The 20,506-nt window shown below is 68.7% G+C and carries 19 protein-coding genes and 2 pseudogenes; 9 read left to right on the top strand and 12 right to left on the bottom strand.

Annotated features, from left to right (window positions below; all coding sequences use genetic code 11):
* Positions 1–61: 61 nt before the first annotated feature.
* From ACFTZL_RS11495 to ACFTZL_RS11485, 3 genes and pseudogenes are all read left to right on the top strand, one after another.
* Positions 62–493, top strand: coding sequence for an Hsp20/alpha crystallin family protein (locus tag ACFTZL_RS11495; protein WP_382580493.1), 432 nt, complete (start codon positions 62–64; stop codon positions 491–493).
* A gap of 128 nt (positions 494–621) precedes the next feature.
* Positions 622–948, top strand: a pseudogene (locus ACFTZL_RS11490) (DUF2267 domain-containing protein); the annotation flags it as partial.
* A 69-nt stretch (positions 949–1,017) separates the two neighbouring features.
* Complete coding sequence (locus ACFTZL_RS11485; RefSeq protein ID WP_382580492.1) at positions 1,018–1,461, top strand: DUF2267 domain-containing protein; 444 nt, start codon at positions 1,018–1,020, stop codon at positions 1,459–1,461.
* A 186-nt stretch (positions 1,462–1,647) separates the two neighbouring features.
* On the opposite strand, the gene ACFTZL_RS11480 is transcribed toward ACFTZL_RS11485, so the two are convergent.
* From ACFTZL_RS11480 to ACFTZL_RS11465, 4 genes are all read right to left on the bottom strand, one after another.
* A complete protein-coding gene (locus ACFTZL_RS11480) occupies positions 1,648–1,866 on the bottom strand; it encodes a peptidase inhibitor family I36 protein (protein WP_382580491.1) in 219 nt (72 codons plus the stop codon).
* Entirely contained in the window at positions 1,826–1,990 is a 165-nt protein-coding gene (locus ACFTZL_RS11475) for a peptidase inhibitor family I36 protein (RefSeq protein ID WP_382580508.1), read from the bottom strand. The genes ACFTZL_RS11480 and ACFTZL_RS11475 overlap by 41 nt, the downstream gene beginning before the upstream one ends.
* 105 nt (positions 1,991–2,095) lie before the next feature.
* Complete coding sequence (locus ACFTZL_RS11470) at positions 2,096–2,242, bottom strand: hypothetical protein (RefSeq protein ID WP_382580489.1); 147 nt, start codon at positions 2,240–2,242, stop codon at positions 2,096–2,098.
* A 190-nt stretch (positions 2,243–2,432) separates the two neighbouring features.
* Entirely contained in the window at positions 2,433–3,071 is a 639-nt protein-coding gene (locus ACFTZL_RS11465; RefSeq protein ID WP_382580487.1) for a tectonin domain-containing protein, read from the bottom strand.
* Between the two features lie 611 nt (positions 3,072–3,682).
* Here ACFTZL_RS11465 and ACFTZL_RS11460 point away from each other — a divergent pair.
* Entirely contained in the window at positions 3,683–4,444 is a 762-nt protein-coding gene (locus ACFTZL_RS11460) for a hypothetical protein (RefSeq protein ID WP_382580486.1), read from the top strand.
* Between the two features lie 210 nt (positions 4,445–4,654).
* On the opposite strand, the gene ACFTZL_RS11455 is transcribed toward ACFTZL_RS11460, so the two are convergent.
* Positions 4,655–8,653 (bottom strand): Pls/PosA family non-ribosomal peptide synthetase, encoded by a 3,999-nt coding sequence (locus ACFTZL_RS11455; protein ID WP_382580484.1) that lies wholly within the window; start codon positions 8,651–8,653, stop codon positions 4,655–4,657.
* Positions 8,654–9,180: 527 nt separating this feature from the next.
* Between ACFTZL_RS11455 and ACFTZL_RS11450 the strand changes: the two genes are divergently transcribed.
* The 4 genes from ACFTZL_RS11450 to ACFTZL_RS11435 all read left to right on the top strand — a co-directional run bounded on the left by ACFTZL_RS11450 (position 9,181) and on the right by ACFTZL_RS11435 (position 12,091).
* Positions 9,181–9,591 carry a hypothetical protein gene (locus ACFTZL_RS11450; protein ID WP_382580482.1) on the top strand — a complete coding sequence of 137 codons (411 nt, stop codon included), beginning with the start codon at positions 9,181–9,183 and terminating at the stop codon, positions 9,589–9,591.
* Positions 9,592–9,979: 388 nt separating this feature from the next.
* Positions 9,980–10,168: a hypothetical protein gene (locus tag ACFTZL_RS11445; RefSeq protein WP_382580480.1), complete on the top strand. Its 189-nt coding sequence runs from the start codon at positions 9,980–9,982 to the stop codon at positions 10,166–10,168.
* A gap of 961 nt (positions 10,169–11,129) precedes the next feature.
* A complete protein-coding gene (locus ACFTZL_RS11440) occupies positions 11,130–11,357 on the top strand; it encodes a hypothetical protein (protein WP_382580478.1) in 228 nt (75 codons plus the stop codon).
* A 347-nt stretch (positions 11,358–11,704) separates the two neighbouring features.
* Positions 11,705–12,091 (top strand): hypothetical protein, encoded by a 387-nt coding sequence (locus ACFTZL_RS11435; RefSeq protein WP_382580476.1) that lies wholly within the window; start codon positions 11,705–11,707, stop codon positions 12,089–12,091.
* A 195-nt stretch (positions 12,092–12,286) separates the two neighbouring features.
* On the opposite strand, the gene ACFTZL_RS11430 is transcribed toward ACFTZL_RS11435, so the two are convergent.
* From ACFTZL_RS11430 to ACFTZL_RS11415, 4 genes and pseudogenes are all read right to left on the bottom strand, one after another.
* Positions 12,287–12,682: a GNAT family N-acetyltransferase gene (locus tag ACFTZL_RS11430; RefSeq protein ID WP_382580474.1), complete on the bottom strand. Its 396-nt coding sequence runs from the start codon at positions 12,680–12,682 to the stop codon at positions 12,287–12,289.
* A gap of 158 nt (positions 12,683–12,840) precedes the next feature.
* Positions 12,841–13,428 carry a hypothetical protein gene (locus ACFTZL_RS11425; protein WP_382580472.1) on the bottom strand — a complete coding sequence of 196 codons (588 nt, stop codon included), beginning with the start codon at positions 13,426–13,428 and terminating at the stop codon, positions 12,841–12,843.
* A 171-nt stretch (positions 13,429–13,599) separates the two neighbouring features.
* Positions 13,600–13,749 (bottom strand): annotated as a pseudogene (locus tag ACFTZL_RS11420) (transposase); the annotation flags it as partial.
* Positions 13,750–13,859: 110 nt separating this feature from the next.
* Positions 13,860–14,141: a hypothetical protein gene (locus ACFTZL_RS11415; protein ID WP_382580506.1), complete on the bottom strand. Its 282-nt coding sequence runs from the start codon at positions 14,139–14,141 to the stop codon at positions 13,860–13,862.
* Between the two features lie 1,095 nt (positions 14,142–15,236).
* Here ACFTZL_RS11415 and ACFTZL_RS11410 point away from each other — a divergent pair.
* A complete protein-coding gene (locus ACFTZL_RS11410; RefSeq protein WP_382580470.1) occupies positions 15,237–16,235 on the top strand; it encodes a YdcF family protein in 999 nt (332 codons plus the stop codon).
* 173 nt (positions 16,236–16,408) lie between these two features.
* Here ACFTZL_RS11410 and ACFTZL_RS11405 read toward each other — a convergent pair whose 3' ends face one another.
* From ACFTZL_RS11405 to ACFTZL_RS11395, 3 genes are all read right to left on the bottom strand, one after another.
* The gene (locus ACFTZL_RS11405) at positions 16,409–16,660 is read right to left on the bottom strand and encodes a hypothetical protein (protein ID WP_382580468.1); all 252 of its coding nucleotides are present in this window, start codon (positions 16,658–16,660) and stop codon (positions 16,409–16,411) included.
* A 372-nt stretch (positions 16,661–17,032) separates the two neighbouring features.
* A complete protein-coding gene (locus ACFTZL_RS11400; protein ID WP_382580466.1) occupies positions 17,033–17,542 on the bottom strand; it encodes a lamin tail domain-containing protein in 510 nt (169 codons plus the stop codon).
* Positions 17,543–18,011: 469 nt separating this feature from the next.
* Complete coding sequence (locus ACFTZL_RS11395; RefSeq protein ID WP_382580464.1) at positions 18,012–19,979, bottom strand: NACHT domain-containing protein; 1,968 nt, start codon at positions 19,977–19,979, stop codon at positions 18,012–18,014.
* Positions 19,980–20,506 lie beyond the last annotated feature (527 nt).

The following is a 20,506-nucleotide window of genomic DNA, read 5'->3' as shown; positions in this document are numbered from 1 at the left end:
CAACGGTGTCAGTGAGGCGCATTGGCAGTAACTGCCTGAACCTGCTGGAGGTGTTTTCACGATGTTGATGCGCACTGACCCCTTCCGTGAGCTGGACCGGCTGACGCAGCAGCTGATGGGCCCGGGCACCTGGTCGAAGCCGTCGGCGATGCCGATGGACGCCTACCGCGAGGGCGACGAGTACGTGGTGGCCTTCGACCTGCCCGGCGTCACCGCAGACGCGATCGACATCGACGTCGAGCGGAACATGCTCACGGTCAAGGCCGAGCGCCGACCGGCGGCGAAGGCCGACGACGTGCAGATGGAGCTGTCCGAGCGGCCACTGGGCGTCTTCTCCCGCCAGATCGTGCTCGCCGACACCCTCGACACCGAGCACATCAAGGCCCACTACGACGCGGGCGTTCTCACCCTGCGGATCCCGATCGCCGAGCGCGCCAAGCCCCGCAAGATCTCCATCGGCGTCGGATCCGGCCACAGGGAGATCTCCGGCTGACACCGGCCGGACTCTGGTGCGGAGGACGGGCACCTGCTCTCGCCCTCACCACCCGCCCTCCGCACCTCCTGTCGGCAGTCCGAAGGACATGAAGGGGTGGCGGCCGAGATGACTCTGTGAGGCGTGACGAGGCGGACCGCGCGGCCCGTGTGGTGCTCGCCTTGCTCGGCGCGCCCGGTCGGCGAGGTCCACGCTCAGCTCACGGCACACCTGCCGGAGGATTTCGCCCTGATCCTGCTCAACTCCGCTGCAGCGGCGAACCGCTGTCCCCGAATCGGTTCGTGCGTGCGACCGCGGCCTGGATCGAGAGTGCCACCGCGCAGACCGCGACCTGGGACGTCAGCGCCGTGCTGTCCACGGTCGCCGACACGGCCGGCGATGACCTCCTGGGCCAGATCCTGCTCCAGCTCCCCGACGGCTACGACCTGCCCTTCGGCCGACCTCGGCCCACCTGACCCATCGCTGGGTGCCGGCGCACCGGCTCCAGCCCACCCACCCTGGTTCCACGAAAGGCATACACCGGAGTGATCACCGACGTGCGCGTACCGCTTGAGCACCAGCAGCCGTACTCGACGGCGTATGAGCAGATGCTGGAGAAGGTTCGCTACGAAGGCGCCTACCCCACCCGTGAGAGAGCCGACGAAGCCGTCCGCCTGGTCCTCTCAGGGCTGGGACGTCAGCTGACCGGCGACGAACGCGTCGACCTGGCCGCCTGCCTGCCCCCGGAGGCCGCACGCGTCATGACCGCACAGATCCCCGCCACCCAGCCGCTGACCGGATGGGCCTTCGTCAAGGCCCTCGCCGCCCGCTCCGGCGCCTCCCTGGCCACGACCCGGTGGGACACCGGCTCCGTCTTCGCGGCCGTCGCCGCCCACGCTGGCCCCGACCTCATCACTCGCATCCTCCAACAACTCCCCACCGGCCACGCGCTGCTGTTCGGCCGCGCCGAACTCACCACGGCCGCGTAAGCGGACACCCTGCACGCGGAGCCGCAACAGGAGCAGACCTCGATCGAAGCCCTGCAGAGCCTTTCGCCGCGTAGGCGACCGCCCTGCACGACCGCGCATGCTCATCAGCCCCGCCGTGTGGTTGCCGCCCGGCGGGGCTGACTGCTGTGTGCGAACTGGGGTGCCCAGATCGATGAGTGCGTGCGGTCAGCCGCAGTCGTTGCGGTTGATTTTCAGTGAGCGGGTCTGGTCGTTGAGGTTGTAGCCGCGCAGGTCGTGGATGGATCCGCCGCTGCGGGTGACGCACACATGCCGGCCGCTGTAGTCGCGCTTCTCGTACAGGCGGGCGGTGCGGTCGGAGTTGTTGCGGATCGAGCTGCCACGGTCACGGATCGCGGAGGGCAGGTCCTTCACGCTGCCGTCCACGGCGCCGGACCCACGGCTGACCGCCGAAGTTGATCTCTGGGTAGATGCACACGTAGCCGTCAGGGCAGTCGATGGCTGCCTTCACCGCGCCGGGGGTACTGGAAGCGGAGCCCGAAGCAACCATGGGGGAGAGGGCCAGGGCGGCGATGGCCGCGGCACGCATCACGTTTTTGATCACGCACTACAGGTACTGGTCCCCGGGGCCCGGATGGCATGGTGCGCCGCGGGTTCACTCCACCGGGGGACCAGGTGCCCCGACCGCCGTGGCTGCCGGCGCGCAGGCGGGGTAGGCCGCCGAGACGTCGTCGTAGTTCTGGCGGAGCTGGTGGCCCGCGTCGACCAGCCGCTCGTGTCCGACGGCCCCCTCCTCCAGCACGACCGTCGTCTGCCGGACTCCTGGTGGACCGACCAGACAGAGGCGCTAGATCGGCAACTGTCACCGACCCCCTTTCCGCGCGACAGCAGTACATGGAACGGGCGATCCCTGAGTGCGTCGGAGTCCGGCGACGTCTCGCACGACGAGGCCCGGGGCCGCAGCCGGGGCCGCATGGATGGTGAGGCAGGGGTCAGCTCGGCTGGTCGCCGGTGTACCGGTAGATCTCCGCGCCGCTGTTGATGTGCCACACGGTGCCGTCGGCGCCGGCGGCGATGTCGATGGCCGTGCCGGGGATCTTGACCCACGGATTGCCGCCGCTGGCGTCGTTGTTGGTGTACCGGTAGATGCTGCCGCCGGGGTCGACGCCCCACACGTTCGTCCGCGAGCCCACCGCGATGCGCTTCAGGCTGCCGTTGACGCTCGTCCACGGGTTCGCGCTGTCCTGGTCCCAGGTGTAACGGTAGATCTGGTTGCCGGCGTTGACGCCCCACACAGTGCCGTCGGCGCCCGCACCGATGTCGCTCAGCACCCCGGGGACCTTGATCCACGGGTTGGCGTCGTGATTTGTGTACCGGTAGATGGCGCCCGCAGAGTCCACGCCCCACACGTTCGTCCGCGAGCCCGCGTCGATGCGGACCAGGCTGCCGGAGATGCCCTTCCACGGGCCACCGTCCTGGTCCCCGGTGTAACGGTAGATCTGGTTGCCGGCGTTGACACCCCACACGGTGCCGTCGGCCGCCGCTCCGATGTCACTGAGGCCCCCCGGGATGTTGATCCACGGGTTGCCGTCGTAGTTGGTGTACCGGTAGATGGCGCTGGCTGCGTTCACACCCCACACCGTCGTCCTTGACCCCGCCGAGATGGCAGTGAGAGCACCTGCGACCTTCACCCAATCTGCCATGCCAAATCACCCTTCCCTGAGCTGTTGTTGACCCGGCCATCTTCGGGGCAAATACGAGCTGACAGAGTGGGTGAATGATTGCCTTAAAACTGAATAAGCCTCTAAATCGATGTTTCAAGGGGCATTGCCTTGCAGGCTGGGGGACGCGCGAGGCGCGGCCGCGAGCGTTTCGATTGGAAGTGTTGTCACTCTGACGGGGGGTCGCCACGCATGCCGGTTCGTGCCTCCCGCCTGGACGTCCCCGCCAATCGGGGGCGGACGGAACAGCACAAGTGATTTGGAGGCTGCAGAGCTCTGCGGACGGCGACAGCGAGGCCGCAGTGACCAGCGTTGCTAGTGCTGTGACAGGAAACGATCACCGGCCGCTGCTGGCTCATTGACGAGTATCGAATCGTCATCACCTGGGGGAGAGACCTGATGCGGTGCTGCTCTGTGCTCATACCGTCGGACTCACGGAGCGGTGCTGACAGCTTGAGGGAGACGTGACGGCTCTGGATGAGCCTGGGGCTTACGAAATCCGGACTCATGGATGCCTGAGCGTGCAGGAGGCGTTGGTGGAGTTCTGGGGCTGGGCCGGGCGCACTCTGGGCATCCCGGCCCGGACCACCGCAGGTGCCCCGGCGTGGCTGCGGTTGGTCTCCGCCCCGGCGGACAAGGCCTCGGGGAAGCTGTGGGACGGTGCCCTGGACGCCCAGCACGCCTTCGGCGACCTCGACGGACACCGGCCCGCACTCCTGGGCGTGCACGACGCCGTCGAGGATGCAGTCGCCTACCGTGCCGAGTTGTCGGCCCGCATCGACCACCCCGTCCTGTCCGGCGACCCGATCCTCCAGCACGACCTCGAGCTGCCGGACGCCTGGTGGACCGACCTCGCCGGGGTCCTGGAGAAGGTGTCGGTGGCCGGCACCGACCGTGTCGCCGTACGGAAACCCTATATGGACCGGGCGATCCCCGAGTTCGTCGGCATCCCGGCCCCGACAGTGACCTGCTGGACCACCGCCCACGGCGATGTGCACTGGGCGAACCTCACCGCACCCCTACAGGTCCTGGACTGGGAAGGCTGGGGCGGGGCTCCTGTGGGGTTCGACGCGGCCATGCTCTACGCCTACTCCCTACAACAGCCGGACATTGCCGCCCGCGTCCGCGCCGCTTTCCCCGTCCTGGGCAGCCCGGCCGGCCTCGCCGCCGAAGCGACCGTGTGCGCCCAGCTGCTCCAGACCGTGGCCCGGGGCGACAACCTCAACATCGAGGCCCCGCTCCGGGACTGGACCGCGGAACCGTGCCGCCGTTCGGACCGCTGACCGCCCAAAGGCGGAAGGCCCGACGGGGTCGCTAGCTGATGGATCCTTCCGGAGGGCCATTGAAGCGGAATATCCAGTGCACCGCTGCCACCAGCGGAAACGGCATATAGCGCGGCGCGATCCAGCACCGATCCAGCACGGTGACGGGTCGCCCCGTACGTGAGCCCCCGGCCCTGTCGTGGAACGTCGCATAGATCTCGCGGATCTCGGTCAAGAACCCGCCGGCGTGCTCGGAGTGATCGGGTTCCCCAACCACCGGGTCCTGGCCGGTACTCGCTCCCCGCGCATCACCAGGGACGCGGGCCCCACCACCGTGCCAGCCGCCAGCGAGGCACCGGGCAACGCGATGGAGTGCGGCCCCAGCGTGGCTCCCACGTCCAGTCGGATCTGGTCCAGCTGCAACACCCGGTCGTGGAAGACGTGCGTCTGCACCACGCAACCGCGGTTGACCGAGGCCCCATCCCCGATACGGACCAGGTCGGTCTCGGGCAGCCAGTGGGTCTCGCACCACACGCCGCGGCCGATCCGGGCGCCGAGCGAGCGCAGCCACAGGTTGAGGAACGGCGTACCGAGCAGCAGCCGGCCGAGCCAGGGTATGGCCAGTTCCTCGACAAAGGTGTCATAGAGCTCGTTCCGCCAGACGAAGGAACTCCATAGTGGGTGGCGGCCTGTCCTGAACCGCCCCACCACAAGCCATTTCGCCGCAGTGGTGGCCAGACAGGCGAGTACGCCCGCGCACAGCAGCACCACTCCCGCCAGGGCCGCGGCCACCAGCAGCCCGTAGCGTACGGCGAGCACCTGGAGCGCTACTGCGGCCAGGCTGCCGATGAAGGCCGTACCCATGATCGGTACAAGCCGGCACGCCTCCACGGCTGCCCGGGCGAGCACCAGTCTCCGCGGCGGCGCCCAGGTCCGTCCAGGATCCCCTTTCTCCCGTACCCGGGGCCATGAGAAGCCTGGTCTGCCCAGCCAGGACGATCCGGGTTCGGCATGCGCGGGGACATCTGAGAGCACCCCGACCAGGGCGTCTTGGGGAAGCTCCCGGCCCGGTCTCACGATCCCGGAGTTGCCGACGAAAGCACGCCGTCCGACGCCGGAAGAGTCCAGCCGGAGCCAGCCGCCACGCAGCTCGAACGGTGCCACCAGGGTGTTATCGGCAAGGAACGCCTGGTCGTCTACCCGCATCAGTGCCGGCAGCCCCAGCACGGTGGAAACCTCCGCCTGCCGCCCGACCCTGGCCCCGAGCAGTCGCAGCCACAACGGCGTCAGCAGGCTCGCGTAGAAAGGGAAGAGGGAGGTCCGGGCCATGACCATGAGCCGTGAGACCAACCAGGCGCACCAGGTGACCCTGCCACACGTGGGATGGTACCCGGGAGTCAGAACTCGGCCCGCGAGCCGCACCAGCACGACGGTCAGCGTCGCATAGCAGCCCATCGCCAGCAGGACGAGCAGCGGGGACAGCAGCAGCAGGTCGAGCATTACGGCGCCGAGGCCATGTTCGTCGCCCACGAAACGGTTCAGGACCAGCAGCGCCGGTAGGGAGGCCGCCAGTGGCAGCAGCCCCAGGGCCGACAAGGCCGCACTGTAGGCCAGTTCCCAGCGCCGTGAGCGTCGCCGGACCGGCTGCGGCCAGTCGTGCCCCGCGCGCAGGGCACCGGATATCCGCCGTGCCGGCGAGCCGTACCACCGCTCATCCGCAGGCACTTCGCCATCTACACAGCTGCCGGGTGCGACATCTGCTCCGCTGCCCACCTTGGCACCGGGCATCAGCATGCTGCGGGTGCCCACTCGGGCGCCGTCCCCGATCTCGACCCGGCCCAGATGGAGCACATCGCCGTCCAGCCACCAGCCGGCGGCGTCCGCGTCGGGCTCCAGAACACATCCGGAGCCGAAACGGGCCATCCCGGTCACCGGCGGCATGGCGTGCAGATCCACGCTTTGACCCACCGCGCAGCCCAACGCCTTGGCGTAGCGGGCAGCCCAGTGAGTGCCGAGCAGTGAGGCCATACCGAGTACGGTCCCCATTCGTTCAGCCGCCCACAGCCGCAGGTGCACCGAGCCGCCACGGGGGTGCGTACCGGGTCGGAACCCGGCGGTGAGCAAGCGGCCGACGGCCGCCCCGATCACGACGCGGCCGGGGGCGCTGAACAGAGCCAGCCAGCCCGCAGCGATCAGCCACCATGAGCTCCGTGGGGCCCAGGGCCGCGGACGCAGGAGATCGTCCAGCGCGGCCAGTACGACCAGCAGCCGTATCCCGACCACAGCGCACATCACGGTCACCACCACCAGCTGCACCGCACCGGTCCAGCGGGGGGTGGGCAGGATCGTGCGCCCGAGCTCGCCGCCGACCTCCAGTTCATCCAGCCGTGCGGCGAGGTCCAACAGCCGGGGACACTGGTAGACATCGGTGACGGAAACCCCGGGGACGCGTTCGCGCAGTGTCGACACCAGCTGCGCGACGGACAGGCTGGTACCGCCAAGAGCGAAGAACTCGCTCTCCTCCTCGGGGCGGAGTCCGAGCAGGTTCTCCCAGAGGTCGGCCAGCCATCCTGCGGTGCCGGTCGGCCCTGGGTCCGCCCCCGGAGCGGTACCTGCTGACGTGGCATGCTGCTCAAGCAGCGGCCAGGGCAGGGCGTCACGGTCGACCTTGCCGGACGTGCCGGTGGGAAGACCGTCGACGACAGCCAGCAGGGGCACCAGCGGCTGGGGCAGCCGGGCGAGCAGCAGGACCCTGGCGGCAGCGGTATCGAAGTACTGGCGGCCGTCCCCCTGCACGACCAGGTATCCGACCAGGACCTGGCCGCCCGCCCGGGTGGCGCGTAACGCGGCCGCGGCGGCACGTACCCCGGGCAGCGACTGGAGCGCAGCATCGATCTCGCCGAGTTCCACACGGCGGCCGGACAGCTTCACCTGCTCGTCCGCCCTCCCCACGTACACCAGTCCCAGAGGGTCGGCGCGAACCAGGTCGCCGCTGCGATAGGCGCGGAGGCTGCGCAGAAAAGGGTGCGGCTGGAACTTCTCGGCGTCTTTGGCAGGGTCCAGGTAACGGGCTGTCCCGACCCCGCCAATCACCAGCTCTCCGATCTCGCCCCAGGCCACGGGCTGGTTGTCCGGGCCCACCACGGCCAGTTCGCAGCCCGCCAACGGTGCGCCGATGCGCACGGGCTGACCGGGGACCAGCCGGGCGGCACAGGCCACCACGGTGGTCTCCGTGGGACCGTAGGTGTTCCACAGCTCGCGCTGCGGAGCGGCGAGCCGGTCGACCAGTTCGGCGGGGCACGCCTCTCCGCCCAGGACGAGCAGCCGCACTCCCGTGAGGCACTCGACTGGCCACAGGGCGGCCAGGGTCGGAACAGTGGAGACCACAGTGACACCGCGCTCCCGCAGCCACGGCCCCAGATCGGCACCGGCTCTGACCAGCGAGCGCGGCGCCGGAACCAGACAGGCGCCGTGACGCCATGCGAGCCACATCTCCTCGCAGGAGGCATCGAAGGCGACGGACAGCCCGGCCAGCACCCGGTCCCCCGGTCCCAGCGGTCGGTGCCGGAGGAACAACTGTGCCTCCGCGTCCACAAAGGCAGCAGCCGAGCGGTGGCTCACGGCCACGCCCTTGGGACGGCCTGAGGTACCGGAGGTGAAAATGACCCAGGCGTCGTCGGCTGGCCGCGGCTGACCCGCCTGGCCGCACGGCACGCGGCCGGGGACCAGACGGACGGTCCCGCCTTCGCCAATGACGGCGCAGACCTCCGCGTCGGCGATGACGACCGCAGCACGCCGGTCCGGGTCCTCAGCGTCCACAGGGACATAGGACGCGCCCGCGCGGAGCACCGTGAGCACGGCGGTGTAGAGGTCCACGGTTCCGGACGGCACCTGGACTCCGACCCGGTCCCCCACGCCGACACCGAGCACAGCGAGGTCACGTGCCAGCAGGCCGGCCCGGTCCCACAGCTCGCGATAGCTGAGGACCACGCCGTCGGCGTCGAGCGCGGGTGCGTCGGGGCACCCCCATACGGACGCCTCCAGTATGTCGAGCAGGGTACGCGGGGGCATGGCCGGCGCGGCGGCCCAGACCGCGCCCAGCCCGTTCCGCTGGCGCTCCGGGGAGCCCTGCTTGCCGTACCCGTTGGCAGGTTGAGATGGCCGTCCGCCCGGGGTGGGCCGCGGATATTCCCGGTGAGTCCAACCCGGCTCCTGAGGCGAATCGGTCATCCAGATTCCTTACGGCGGGGGCTCGATGCGCTCCACGAACACACGCGGCGGGCGCGGGGAGGATGCGAGACTCACGGGCGGAAAGGGCCAGGGGCGGCGCTGCACCGAGCGGGACGGCCCCCAGCCGCGCGGGCACTGCGGCGCCACAGTCCGGACCGTCCACGCGGTGCCAGTTTCACCGGTCCGACGAGCACAGCCCGGCAGCGACACGAACTCACGTCGTCGGGTTCTCGGTCGTTGCCTGGCCGGCCAACTTGGCGCTCAGGTCTGACGTCGGTCGATGGTGACGGACTGGATCGCGATGTCCGTGAGCGGGCGGTCGTTCCCCTCCTCGACAGCTGGGCGACGTACTGGTTCTGTTCACGAGTTCCGACGGCAGCTGTGCCTGGCTTCGGGAGGCGCCCCGCCCGGGCCGTGGTCGATGTTCACGAGAACGGGAGGCACTTCGTGGACCTCCCGCCGACCGGGTGGAGATGGGCGTCGGCCGGGCCGCGCGATGTCGTCACCGCGCCCCCTAGGGTGGTCTGATGTTCGATCGCTTGGAGATCAGGGTGTTGCCGCCGGGACCCCGGTTCGCTGCTCAATTGCGGTTCTGGGTCAACGGCGAGGATGTGGTCGAAGAGGCGGTCGGCGAAGGCGGCCGCGGACCGTACGCGGCTGATGCGCTGCCGGCCGACCGCCCCAGCCCTTTCCGGGTGACCGGCGAGGCGCGCCGCCTGGAGCTGGGGGAACCGGAGCGCACCGGTGGCTGCTGCGGCTTCCTGACCGTGGTCGTGCAGCGGTTTGGGGGGATCGTGCAGTGGTCGGACTGGGAGTTTCCGTGGGCGGCGCACACCCCCGTACCCCACCCCCCGCCTGAGCTCCACTTCGACGCCAGTCAGTACGACGCCGAAGTGGCTCGCGCCGAGGCGGACCTGGGGTGGCGGGTGCACCCGTAGGGCCCAGCACCGCGCTGCCTCCCGGCTGCGGGCTCTCACCGGCCTCGCGTCCTTGGTCAACGGGGAACCCCAGCAGGCCCAGGTGCTGTCGAAACTCGGGTTCTGGCTCAGCTCTTGTGGTGCCGACACGGTGGGTGACGGCTGACAAGGCCCTGTTCTCCCGAAGCTACCGCTAAGTGACAAGTAACTCAGCGTGTAGTTAGGGCCCTAGCCTCGCTGCGGGGCCCCGGCACCTCGCACCCGAGAGGCCAGCCGGCCGGGTTTCGACCGGCCCGGCTCACTCCAGTCAGCCAACCGCGTTTGCGGTCCCCGGCCCCGGTGGCAGCGTCGTCGGTGGGGCCCGCAAGATGCGGCACCTGGCGGACGGGATCCGGGAGAGGAAGAGGACATGGCCAAGGAAGGATTGCAGGTCACCGTCCAGGGCGACCTGCCGCCGAAGACGCTGGAGCGGATCTCGGACGCCGTGCGGCGAACGGTGCTCGACGAGGTCGCCGAACTCGACCTCGCACCCCCACTGCGTGAGGTCCCCCCCCCACCGAGCCTGCTCCTGAGCCGGGGCGGCCGGACGACGTGCTGATCCACTTTCCGTTCCTCGGGATCATCCTCGAGCGGGAAGCGTAGTGGCCAGGGAAGCCCCCGGGCGGACACCGCGGGCGGGGCAACCTGCCCCAGCAGCTCCTGTGCCACTGGCCATCTGCTGCTCGGCATCGTCCGGCCGGACGGGACCGTCGCCGCGCTGCACCCGCCGCTGCCGGTGAGTACCGAGTTCGCCGAGCGCGCGGCGGCCCCCGGGCTGCGCCCGCCCGAGGCTCGGTTCCGCTTCGCCGGCCCGTGTGTTGAGTCTGCGTGCCGTCAGTGGGTGGAGGACCGGTGCTGCCTCGGCGACGCGGTGGCGGGCCTGGGCCGCGCTGAGCGCGCCGTGGACGATGCGATCGCGCCGCCGCCGTGTGGCATCCGTCCAACCTGCCGCTGGTGGGCCCAGGGCGGCGTCGATGCCTGCCGGATCTGCCCGCGTATCGTGCACACCACGAAGGCCTCCCCGCCATCGCCCCCACCCACATGAACACCCTCATACCAAGTCGGCTCCAGCTCTGGGTGACCGGCCGGGGCGGGCATCTCTACGTCGCTGTGGTGTGGTGGTCCGTGGCCCCGGGAGAGGCTGAGATGACCACCGAGACCGACCTTCAGAGCGCCTACGACTCCGCCGTACGAGCCCTGCCCGGACCGCGGAGAGCGGGCCGCCGTGTAGCGCTAAGAGGTCGTTTTATTTAGCTTCCCGGACGTGCACCTGATGGTCGAACGTGCGCGCCAAGGGTTCGACCGAAACAGCCACGGGGTGGATCATCGCACCATCACATATAGCCGTGCGTAGTATTCGTGACGGCGGGTCACTCGCAGAAATGACCGCGACGTTTCCGCTGTGCCGACCTCGGCCGCCACGGTCACCGACGACGAGATCCAGGCTGCTCTGGAACTCGCCGATGTGCTAGGGAGCCGGGTACGACCTGGCCTCGGAGCGGGATCGGTACCGGGAGGCAGTGGAGCAGGTCGTCGCGGCCAAGGTGGAGGGGCGCCGACTGGAGCAGCCGCAGGCGCCGGCACCGGTAGTCGATCTGATGGCGGCGCTGGAAGAGTCCGTGCGGAAGGCGCACGCCGCACGCAGCGGCGAGCCGGCCAACTTGCCGGGCCGGAAGCGGGCCGCTGCGCGGGGGAAGAAGGCGACCGCGGCCGCGCGAAGCTGCCAGAGGCCTTCGGTATCGGGCTGAGGCAGGAGCCCGTTCCAGGCCCGGGTCGGTACCACGTGGAGAGCTGATAGTACTGCAACGGTCTTTGTTGTGACGGGTGTCGGCTGTGGATGTCAGCTGCCTGTCTGACGGGACCCCGCAGGACTCACTGGGGCTGCCTTTCGCGTCCACATGATTGAGCACTCTTGAAGGTCGCCCTGTCGAACGCGGCTTTTTGCTCCGCCATTGCGGGCGCCCTTGTCACCCTAGCGACCGTATGCCGTGCTGCCTCGACTCGACGGTAGCGGGTTATCGTGTGCCTGAAAGCTGGGCCCCCGCAGCACTACCGAACCCTGAACCCCCTCAGAACCTCTCGAAGGGAGAAGTTCATGCAGCAAACCAACGAGATGACCGGTGGTGCCAAATTCACGTTTGGTCTCACGCGCGCTGCGACAGAGAGAGAAGGCTTCCCTGTCAGCCACCAGTGCCTGGCTACGATCGACCTGGGGGCTCGGGAGCCAATGCGCTCCACAGACATGGCGAAGGTGGTAGCCGACGCCGAAATCGTAACCTCTTTGCTGAAGGACCATCCGGACGAGATGGTCGCACTCTTTAACAGTATTGTGGCTGGACGCGACGGCGAGGCCAAGGAAATCGCCACACGCCTCGGCCTGAACGAGGAATCCTTTCAACGGCAGGAAGGTGGCATGTGGTTCTGGATTGGCATGGTGGGAGTAGTCATTCTGGGGTGCGTGGCCTTTGGCTGCGACCAATGACCGAGCAGGTGACGGCTCGGGGATCTGCTTGACCGAGTACAACCAGACCGGCCACGAAAAGGCGGAAAGCCCGGATAAATTGGCCCTTGGTTCGCTACAGAGAGCTACTTGTCACTTCGTGGCAGCTTCGGGAGAACAGGGCCGAGAAGGAATTGGGCAGCGGTGTGCCCAGGGTCGAGGGGTTAAGCCGTGGCGTTAGAGGGCGATCAGCCCTGCTGGTGTCTCCCGGAAGCCACAGGCATGGAAATAGAACGAACGCAGATGTTCCTCGAAGTCAACGTGAAGCCACTCGCACTTCGCGGCACGGGCTTCCTTGGCCGCAGCTGCGACAAGCGCGGCGCCAACCCCTCTCGACCGAAGATGCCGGGCGACCACCTTCTTCAGGATGAAGGCTTGTGCTCCGCCGTCCCAGACAATGTTGACGAATCCGACCAGAGAGCCGTCTTCCCACGCGCAGACCCAGCCGAGGCTGTGGCGCTCAAGTCGTGCCCGCCAGTCGGTCTGAGTGATCGGGGAGCCAAAGCCGTCGGCGTGCAACGCGTTGAGGGATGCGTTATCGAAGTCGCCCCGCCAGTCATACTTGATCGCCACGCACGGATCATAGTGCCCCGGTACGAGCCTGGCCCGAATCGATTATTGGGCTAGGAGAACCCGTTTCCGCAGGAGGGCGAAGCCCGCGCGACCGAACATCTGACGCTTGAGCATCTTGATCCGGTTGACACCCACGACACCCGAGCTCCAGGGGAGCATCAGGCCTGCCATGACGGCTTCACGGTCGCGGTCGCGGAGAGTGTGTGGAGACTGGGGAGGTCGTCCTGTCTGACGGCGTCGAGCCAGTCCGGCAGTTGCTCGCCCTGGCGCTCAGTGAGCATGGTCGCGAAGGACCGGACGTGCCTGGTGAGGGCGTCGATCTCGGGGCAGTTGGCCCGGACGTTCTTCAGGTGGAGGTGTTCGGTCTCGGAGAGGGTTTCCGGGCGGCGGAGAACCCATCCAGCGACGGCCCGGGGCGAGGGCGGCCGCGCCATCACGGGACGTTGCGAGGTGCGTTTCAGGCGGAGGTAGGCGCGAACGCGCTGATAGCTGCCCTGGTAGCCGAGCGGAACAATCTCTTCCCACAGTTTCCAGGCATTGGTGCCGCCCTCATTCCAGCGGTCGTCGAGGTAGGGCTTGTACTCGTCGAGGACCGAGGTCCGGGTCTGCCACTGGCCGGTGAAGAGGTCTTCTGGCTTGGTGGCGTCTGCGTAGCGTTTGACGGTTCGGCTCGTCATGCCGAGCTGGCGCTGGATCGCGCGGCGGCTGTGTCCTGCCTCGACCAGGGCGTGGATCGTGGCGTGCATGGTCCGGGTTCGGTCGGCGAACCGGTGGCCGATCGGCCATGGCGAGCCGGACGACTCCTGCGTGGGGTCGGACTCCGTCTCAGTCGGCGCAGATGTCTCGGGGATCAAGACTCGCAGACGTTGGCGGTGCTGGGTGACGCTCCTCTCGGCGGCCTCGCTGAGGTTGTGCCAGAGGTGCCACCGGTCCGCGACCTGCACGGCCTGCGGGGCGCCGACAGTGGCGCCCTCGGCGAAGAACGGCGCGCGGTCTCTGCAGACAACCTCGATTCCGGGCCGTTGGGCCAACCACGCGGCCAGGCTCGACGACTCGCGGTCGGGCAGCAGGTCAATGGGGCGACGGGTTTCGACGTCGACGAGGACGGTGCAGTAATGGTGGCCTTGCGGGTGGCGTACTTGTCGACGCCGACCACACGCGGAGCCGGCACTTCCGGCTAGGGAAGTGCGTCGACCAGTCGCAGGACCGTGCTGCGGCTGACCGGTGCACCGACGATGTCGGCCAGGCGCGCGCCGGCTCGGCCCGCGAGGGCGAGACCGATCGCGGCCAGGGTCGAGCGGAGCCGCTCAGTTCGCTGGCCGTGCCTTCGGGTCAGGCCGGGTATCTGCTCGACGAACGTGAGACGTCCACACTCGGCGTTCCGGCAGGTGAACCGGCGTACACGTAAGTGGAGTACGACACTTCGTCCCGCACTTGGAACGTCAACGGGAAACCGCATGTAGGAGCCCTGAACCTGGGCGGACCACGCTGCGCAACCCGGGCACGAGGCGCTTGCGGCCGTGCACCGCACATCGACACGCACTATCGCGACGTTCACGTCCACCGACAGCACCGCGACGTCTGCGATCGACGGGAATAACAAATCCTCCAGCCGGAGCGAGATCTCATTCACAGCTCCGAACTGTCGGCCCAGTCACTCGCGCCACTGCTCCTTTTGGGGCAACTTCCCATGGCATCGCGGAGAGTTCAGTCGTCACTCACAGTGCACGGATCACACAACTTGAGCCAGAACCCAAGAACGGGAGGCGTTTGTACGTGGCTGCGGGAGTCACTCCGGGGCCCCGCTGCATGATCAATGTCGAGGAGTTTGGGAGTCGCTGTGGCCTGCCCCGCAGGTGGTACGGCCACCTCCCGCAACTGACCGCTCCTGCCGTCTTAGGCTTTCGCTGTGGACGCAGGGCTGGCGGGACTCATCGGGGCGTTGGGAGGCGACTTCATTGGAGCCACGGGAGCGTGGGGCGCTGCGCTGATCGCGTTCAGATGAGGAGATCACCGCCGACTGCGCGGCCGCGCTCAAGGACCTGGCCGAGGGCGACAACAGAAAGCCTGAGGAGTGCGAGGGCGTGAAGAAGGATGACTACAACGTGCTGCGGATCTCGCAGAGCCTGGAGTACTCGGGTGTGGTGAAGGACGGGGAGGTCGAGAGGCCCTCACACGCCCAACGGCGGTTCCTGCTGCAGTCGGGCCTCACTCGTACGGCGCCGTGCTGCTCCGTCAAGCCGGGGACGCGCCGCCGTCCGAGTGAGGGCGGTCGACATGAAGGCACCGGCTACCGGATCGCGTTACAGATGATGGCCATCGGTGCAGTGTCGCCCGAAGGAGCGGTCCGTCGCGTCGCGCGTCCATCTGTGCGTCCTGCGCGGCCGCTGGGCAGCACCATCGGCACGACATGCCGGTCCCGCCGAACGCTCCACCGCCCGCCCGCGTTCGGCGCACCACAGCAGGTCTGGGAGGATGGCTGGCAGCCGTCCGTGCCGGGTCCGGGAACCCGCGGGCGGCGAGAGGCGGGCGGGAGAGCGGAGCGGTGCGGCACATGCCGGAGTACCCGGAGTACCTCGCCGCGGTCGTGTTCGCCGCGGGCGGCGTCGTCAACGCCCTGCTGGCACCGCACCGGTTCTCCACCGCCGTCCTGTTCTGCCTCGCGGTGACCTCTGCCGGACTCGGCGTGGCCGACCGCAGTGCGGCAGCCCACCCGACCATCGCCACCGTCCTCGCCGTCGCCGCCCTGCTCCTGGCGCTCGCGCTGGGACTGCTGCTGCTGGCCGACGGCGTCCTCCTGGTCCGGCGCTACGGACCGCAGGCAGCCCTGCTGGCGACCGGGGCCGCCGGCTGCGCGGTGCTGGCGGTGCTCGGCCTCGACGCGGTCTTCCACGCGGTCGGCGGCGAGGCGTTCGGTGCCCTCGTGGTCGCGGTGAACGCGGCCGCGGGATACCTCACTCTGCTCTTCCTGGTCTTCGCCGGCTACGTGTTCGTACGGGGCCGTAGCACCCCTCTGCCGGAAACCACTCATGTCGTCGTCCTGGGCGCCGGGCTCAACGGCGACCGGCCCGGCCCGCTGCTGACCCGCAGGCTGGAGCGCGCCCTCGCGCTCGCCGCCGCCCGCGCACCGGACACGCCTCGTGTGGTGTTCGTCGTCTCGGGCGGCCAGGGCGACGACGAGGTCCGCTCCGAGGCGGACGCGATGGCCGACTATCTGCGCGGACGCGGAGTGCCCGACGACCGGATCGTGCGGGAAGACCGCTCCGTCAACACCGGGCAGAACCTCCGCTTCAGCGTGGCCCTCGTGGACGGCACCCCTCCCGGCCACCGTGCCACGGTGGTCACCAGCGGTTTCCACGTCTACCGCACGACCCTGCTGGCCCGCCGCGTCGGCGTGCCCGTGCACGTCGTGGGCGCGCCGACCTCCCCCGCCTACTGGCTGGCCGCGACACTGCGCGAATTCGCCGCCATCCTGTGGCTGGACCGCCTCCCCCTGGTCGGGCTCAGCCTGCTGCTGGCAGTGCCGGTGGCGACGGCGGTCTTCGAGCACTGAAGCGTCGGCCGCAGACCTCGTAAGAGGTCCTAACAAAGGCGCCGTTCATGGCGCGGTTGAGGTGGGGAGAGGGCTGGCGGGGCTGCCCGACCGGTGCGCGCAGCCCGCTGCGCGGGGTGCGCGCGGCTAGCTCGTCGAGGTCGGCGCCCAGGTTGATGAGGACAAGGACAGCACTAGATTTTGGGCCCGGGGTTCCTGGGCTGCCCTCCCATTCGGTGGTCGCTCCAGTCGATGCCGTCGTCGTGCTCCTTGCTCGACGCGAGTCCGAGGAACCCGAGGAGGGGAGCTGCGATAAGGATGCCCCCGCACAGGCTGCCGATGGCGACGTAGGCCGCGGCGGCGGTGACGGCCAAGAACAGGATGTCGCACACGATCCGCGCCCACAGAGGGAACGGGGCACGCCACGCGTGGTAGCGGCGGTACATGCGCACGAGCTTGCCGGAGGCGCGCTTGGACCGGCCGACCTGTCTCTGACCTGGCCCAGCTGTGTGGCCGTTGCCGTACCGACGGCCTTTTTTCTCGCCCATGGACCTCTTTGTCCCTTCGAGTGCCCCCGTGACCAAAGCAGCTCCCTCCTCTGGGGCGGCCAGCGGTCAACCAAGACCCGATGCAGGCAAGCGACAACGTGAAGCTGCGCGGAGATTTCGGTGTGCTCGCCGACGGGCCGGCCGATGGTGCACTACGCACTGGAGGAGCTGGGAACGCAGTCCTGGAACCTTCGCCTCGGCGACGCCCCCAGCCAGGGTCTGAGGCGGGCTGGGCAGCCGGCCCGGGGCCGGGTCTGGCCGGGGGTGGTCTTAACCGTGGAAGTTGATGTAGCCGTTGCCGTCGGGGTCGTCGTTGCTCTTGGAGTAGGCGTGGACGTCGGCGCGGCTGCCCGACGGCTTGTACAGGTAGATGGTGTCCTTGTCGTTGTTCCACAGGAAGTTGCAGTTGTCGCGGTAGACGACGTTGTGGGTGTCGGAGTCGGTGCCGTGGCCGCCGCGCAGCTTCACATAGTCACCGGGCTGCAGGTAGTGGTTGGCGGTGAAGGCGAAGCGGTTACCGGTGGCGTCCTTGACGACGTAGCCCTTGAGGTTGATCGTCGAGCGGGACGAGAAGTTCTTCACCGTCAGGTACTCCTCGTCGGTGTTGCCCGAGGAGCAGCTGTTGGAGTCCCGGCCCGGCGCGTCGTACTGAACTCCCCGGATCTTCAACGCCGAGCTGTACTCGGCGGCGTGTGCGGGAACGAAGGACAGGGCGGTCAGCGCGCCAGCCGCAACAGCGGCAGCCGTGACGAGGTTCTTACGCAAGAGCGGGCTCCCCATGGTCGAGCAGGTGGTGTCGCCTGTGCAGGACACGCACCCGGGTCCGGTGGTTGCGCACAGACAAGGACCTTCACCCGTTCGAAGGACGTAGAGGCACGTTGCCTCCGGTGGTGGAGGCCCGGCCACCGGCGCCAGCTACCTCCGCCTGATGCTCCTGGGCTGCGGCCAGTGGTGGGACACGAAGTACCGGGAACGACAGATCGAAGCCCGGAACGACCCTGCCAGTACGGGCCCGAAATCGTCGCCCTGCGTGCAACTCGAAGGTCAAGGATCCGGTCGACGGCTTCCCGGTCACCGGGTTCGCTGCACCGCCTCCTCGTACCTCTTGCGGGCCCTGCACCATGATCTTCCTGGGTGCGACGGAGCATTGTCTTGAAGGACTCGTATTCCTTTACCGCCGTGACGCGAGAGGTCCCCTCCACGTGGCCCTTGCGGCCGGTATCGACCTGACGCGGAGCACGCATTCGTTTCAAGGCACCGGCGTTGGATTCTCGGTGAGCCAGTGCTGCAGCTCGCGATGGCGGAACTGGTAGGAGGGACCGCTGTGACGCAGTAGTCCCGCCTTGCAGGACCAGTCGAGGAACCGGGCGAGCCGGAACGGCAGGCGCCGATGTGAGCACATCAGGAACACGACGTATCGCCGGGCCTGACCGCCTCCAAGCCCGACGGCCAGCGCGACCGCGACGCCCGTCGCGAGTCCGCCCGGAAGCCCGTCCAGTGACGCCCCCGCGAGTCCGCCCGCGAGACCGGCGGCCAAGGCACCGACGAGGCCGCAGGCGGCGGCTTCGCCGATGACGGTGCGGGTCGTGGCCGCGTCCCGGGGCTCCACCTCGCCCGCCATCGCGTCCGTGACTCCCCTCGCGATACCGAAGGCGAGTCCGGCGGTGAGGCAAACTTCGGGTGCGCTCGTGGCATGGAACATGTGCTTGATGCCGAATCCTGCCAGCAGCCCGAAGAGGACACCGCCGGCGAGGGAGAACGCGAAGTCCTGCAGTCCCCGGGCCGTGGGCAGCCGTCCGAGACGCAGACGGCGGGGCAGGGGTGGTACCGCATGGGCAAGGCCGGTGCCGAGAGCCAGGGCAGCGATCAGCGCGGTGAACAGGGCCGGTTCGCCGGTGTGCATCGCGAAAGGGAGAGCGGGCAGGGAGACGGCGGCGGCGGAGAGCAGGGCGTCCGTGGCTCCCACGCGGACGCGTCCGGCCAGGGGCCACAGATCGTGGAGCGCCAGATCGGTGCCGGCCGCCGGATTGTCCGGGGTGGGGGCGAGACGAGACGTCAGATAGTGGAGCCAGCGGTGGATCTGACCGGGGGCGTAGTCATGGCGGTTTTCGATGTTCTTCGCGACGGCGGTGATGTACCGACCCAAGAGGTCACTGTCGAGGTCGGCCTGGGTGGCATGGCGCAGCAGGTCGGTCGGGTCTCCGGCCTTGCGGTACACCGTGGCGACGAGGCACAGCCGCCAGGGGGTCGACAGCAACTCGCCGTGCGGGCCAGTGGGATGGGAGGCCAATTGCCGCAGGAGCGGTTGCCAGCGTTGTGGGTCGCCGACGGTCTGTGCGGCGAGGTAAGTGGCGGCAGCGCCGGTGTCCACGGGATCGATGGTGACGAGGGCGGCGTCCAGGAGGGCTTCGGTCCGGGGGAGTGCGGCGTAGTGGTCGGTGCGGCAGGTCAGGATCACCGGGCCGGCGCCGAGGCCGTCCGGGGCCCGGTACTCGTTGAGCCGGTCGAGGGCGGCCCGGGCGCGAGGGGCCTCGGGGTCGGGTGTGCCGTCGGGCAGCGTGGGATCCATCTCATCAAGCCCGTCGAGGACGGGAAGGATGAGGCCCTGATCGACGAGGGTGCCGGCCTGCGCGGCAGGGCATCCGTACGTGTCGTCTAGCCGCTTGATCAGCAGGGTCCGCAAAGGCACACGTGCGTCCCACTGGGCGAGCGGCACGCGGATCGGAACAGGGTCGGTGTCGCTCCGCACCTTCAGCAGGCCGAGTAGGAGCTCCAAGGTCAGAACGGTCTTGCCCGCCCCGGCGGGCCCGGTAATGACCAGCCGGGCCGGCTTGGTGTCGCAGTAGTAGTTGGTGATGTCCGGCAGCGATGGGTGGGGGGTCCGTCGCCGCGCCGCGGCTGGTGGAGCGTCGAAGAGCCTTCCGGCGGGCGGGGCTTTGGCCGGCCGGGTAGGAGCGGCTTGCAACCGGTAACGCAGGTTGATGCGCTGGAAGTCCTTGCCCAGAAGCTGGGAGCGCACCAGGCCCTCGCTCTCGGTGACCTTCCGGGCTAGGGTCCGGGCCCAGCTCATCGCCAGGTCCGCCTCGTTGCCCGCCTCCTTCCGCAACGCCAGGATTGCTACGGCCAGGCTTCCTGCGCTTATCGGCAGACCGATCAACGTGACCAGGTCGGTCGCCTTCCACGTGCCGTGGCGGATTGACCAAAGTGTGTACGTCATGGCGGCCAGAACCAGCAGCAGGGCCAAGATGCCGAAGCACTGCCAACCGCGTCGCTGGCGACGCCCCCCATACATGTCCACGGCCCCATGATGGGATGAACTGCCGCACCCTGTGGGAGGTATGGTCATTCCCGATGGAGATGCGAAGTTGGTGGCGCACCGGGTGATCATTGGGCCCCCTGGCTATAGCGGCGCGAAGTCCTCGCGATCAGCAGGCGGGGAAATCCTCGTGCCCTTCGCGGGCACACTCCGCCGGTCGCTGCTCTGACCTTGGCGTAGTCGGGGAAACGCAGGCGACGGCGGTTGTCGAACCAGGATCGACCTTGCTGCTCGTGACACCGGGGCTGTTCCTTCGACGGCCATGAGGTCATTCGCGCTGGTTCAAGGCTCTCGTCAGCTGGCGGTGGGCCTCCCGGGCGGCCTCAAGTTCGGCCCCTCGCTCCTCCAGAGCGGTGGTCAAGTCGACGGTGCGCTGTTCCAGATTGATGATCGTCTGCTGGAGTTTCTCAGTGCCAGCCGGGCTGCCC

It is taken from the genome of Streptomyces sp. NPDC056948 (assembly GCF_042674225.1).
Classification (GTDB): domain Bacteria; phylum Actinomycetota; class Actinomycetes; order Streptomycetales; family Streptomycetaceae; genus Streptomyces; species Streptomyces purpurascens.
This window is presented reverse-complemented; position numbering and strand designations above follow the sequence as displayed.

Coding starts and splice junctions, on each gene's coding strand:
- ACFTZL_RS11495 (WP_382580493.1), top strand. CDS start 62: ATGTTGATGCGCACTGACCCCTTCCGTGAGCTGGACCGGCTGACGCAG.
- ACFTZL_RS11475 (WP_382580508.1), bottom strand. CDS start 1,990: ATGGTTGCTTCGGGCTCCGCTTCCAGTACCCCCGGCGCGGTGAAGGCA.
- ACFTZL_RS11455 (WP_382580484.1), bottom strand. CDS start 8,653: ATGACCGATTCGCCTCAGGAGCCGGGTTGGACTCACCGGGAATATCCG.
- ACFTZL_RS11450 (WP_382580482.1), top strand. CDS start 9,181: ATGTTCGATCGCTTGGAGATCAGGGTGTTGCCGCCGGGACCCCGGTTC.
- ACFTZL_RS11445 (WP_382580480.1), top strand. CDS start 9,980: ATGGCCAAGGAAGGATTGCAGGTCACCGTCCAGGGCGACCTGCCGCCG.
- ACFTZL_RS11435 (WP_382580476.1), top strand. CDS start 11,705: ATGCAGCAAACCAACGAGATGACCGGTGGTGCCAAATTCACGTTTGGT.
- ACFTZL_RS11425 (WP_382580472.1), bottom strand. CDS start 13,428: ATGCACGCCACGATCCACGCCCTGGTCGAGGCAGGACACAGCCGCCGC.
- ACFTZL_RS11415 (WP_382580506.1), bottom strand. CDS start 14,141: ATGCGGTTTCCCGTTGACGTTCCAAGTGCGGGACGAAGTGTCGTACTC.
- ACFTZL_RS11410 (WP_382580470.1), top strand. CDS start 15,237: ATGCCGGAGTACCCGGAGTACCTCGCCGCGGTCGTGTTCGCCGCGGGC.
- ACFTZL_RS11405 (WP_382580468.1), bottom strand. CDS start 16,660: ATGTACCGCCGCTACCACGCGTGGCGTGCCCCGTTCCCTCTGTGGGCG.
- ACFTZL_RS11400 (WP_382580466.1), bottom strand. CDS start 17,542: ATGGGGAGCCCGCTCTTGCGTAAGAACCTCGTCACGGCTGCCGCTGTT.
- ACFTZL_RS11395 (WP_382580464.1), bottom strand. CDS start 19,979: ATGACGTACACACTTTGGTCAATCCGCCACGGCACGTGGAAGGCGACC.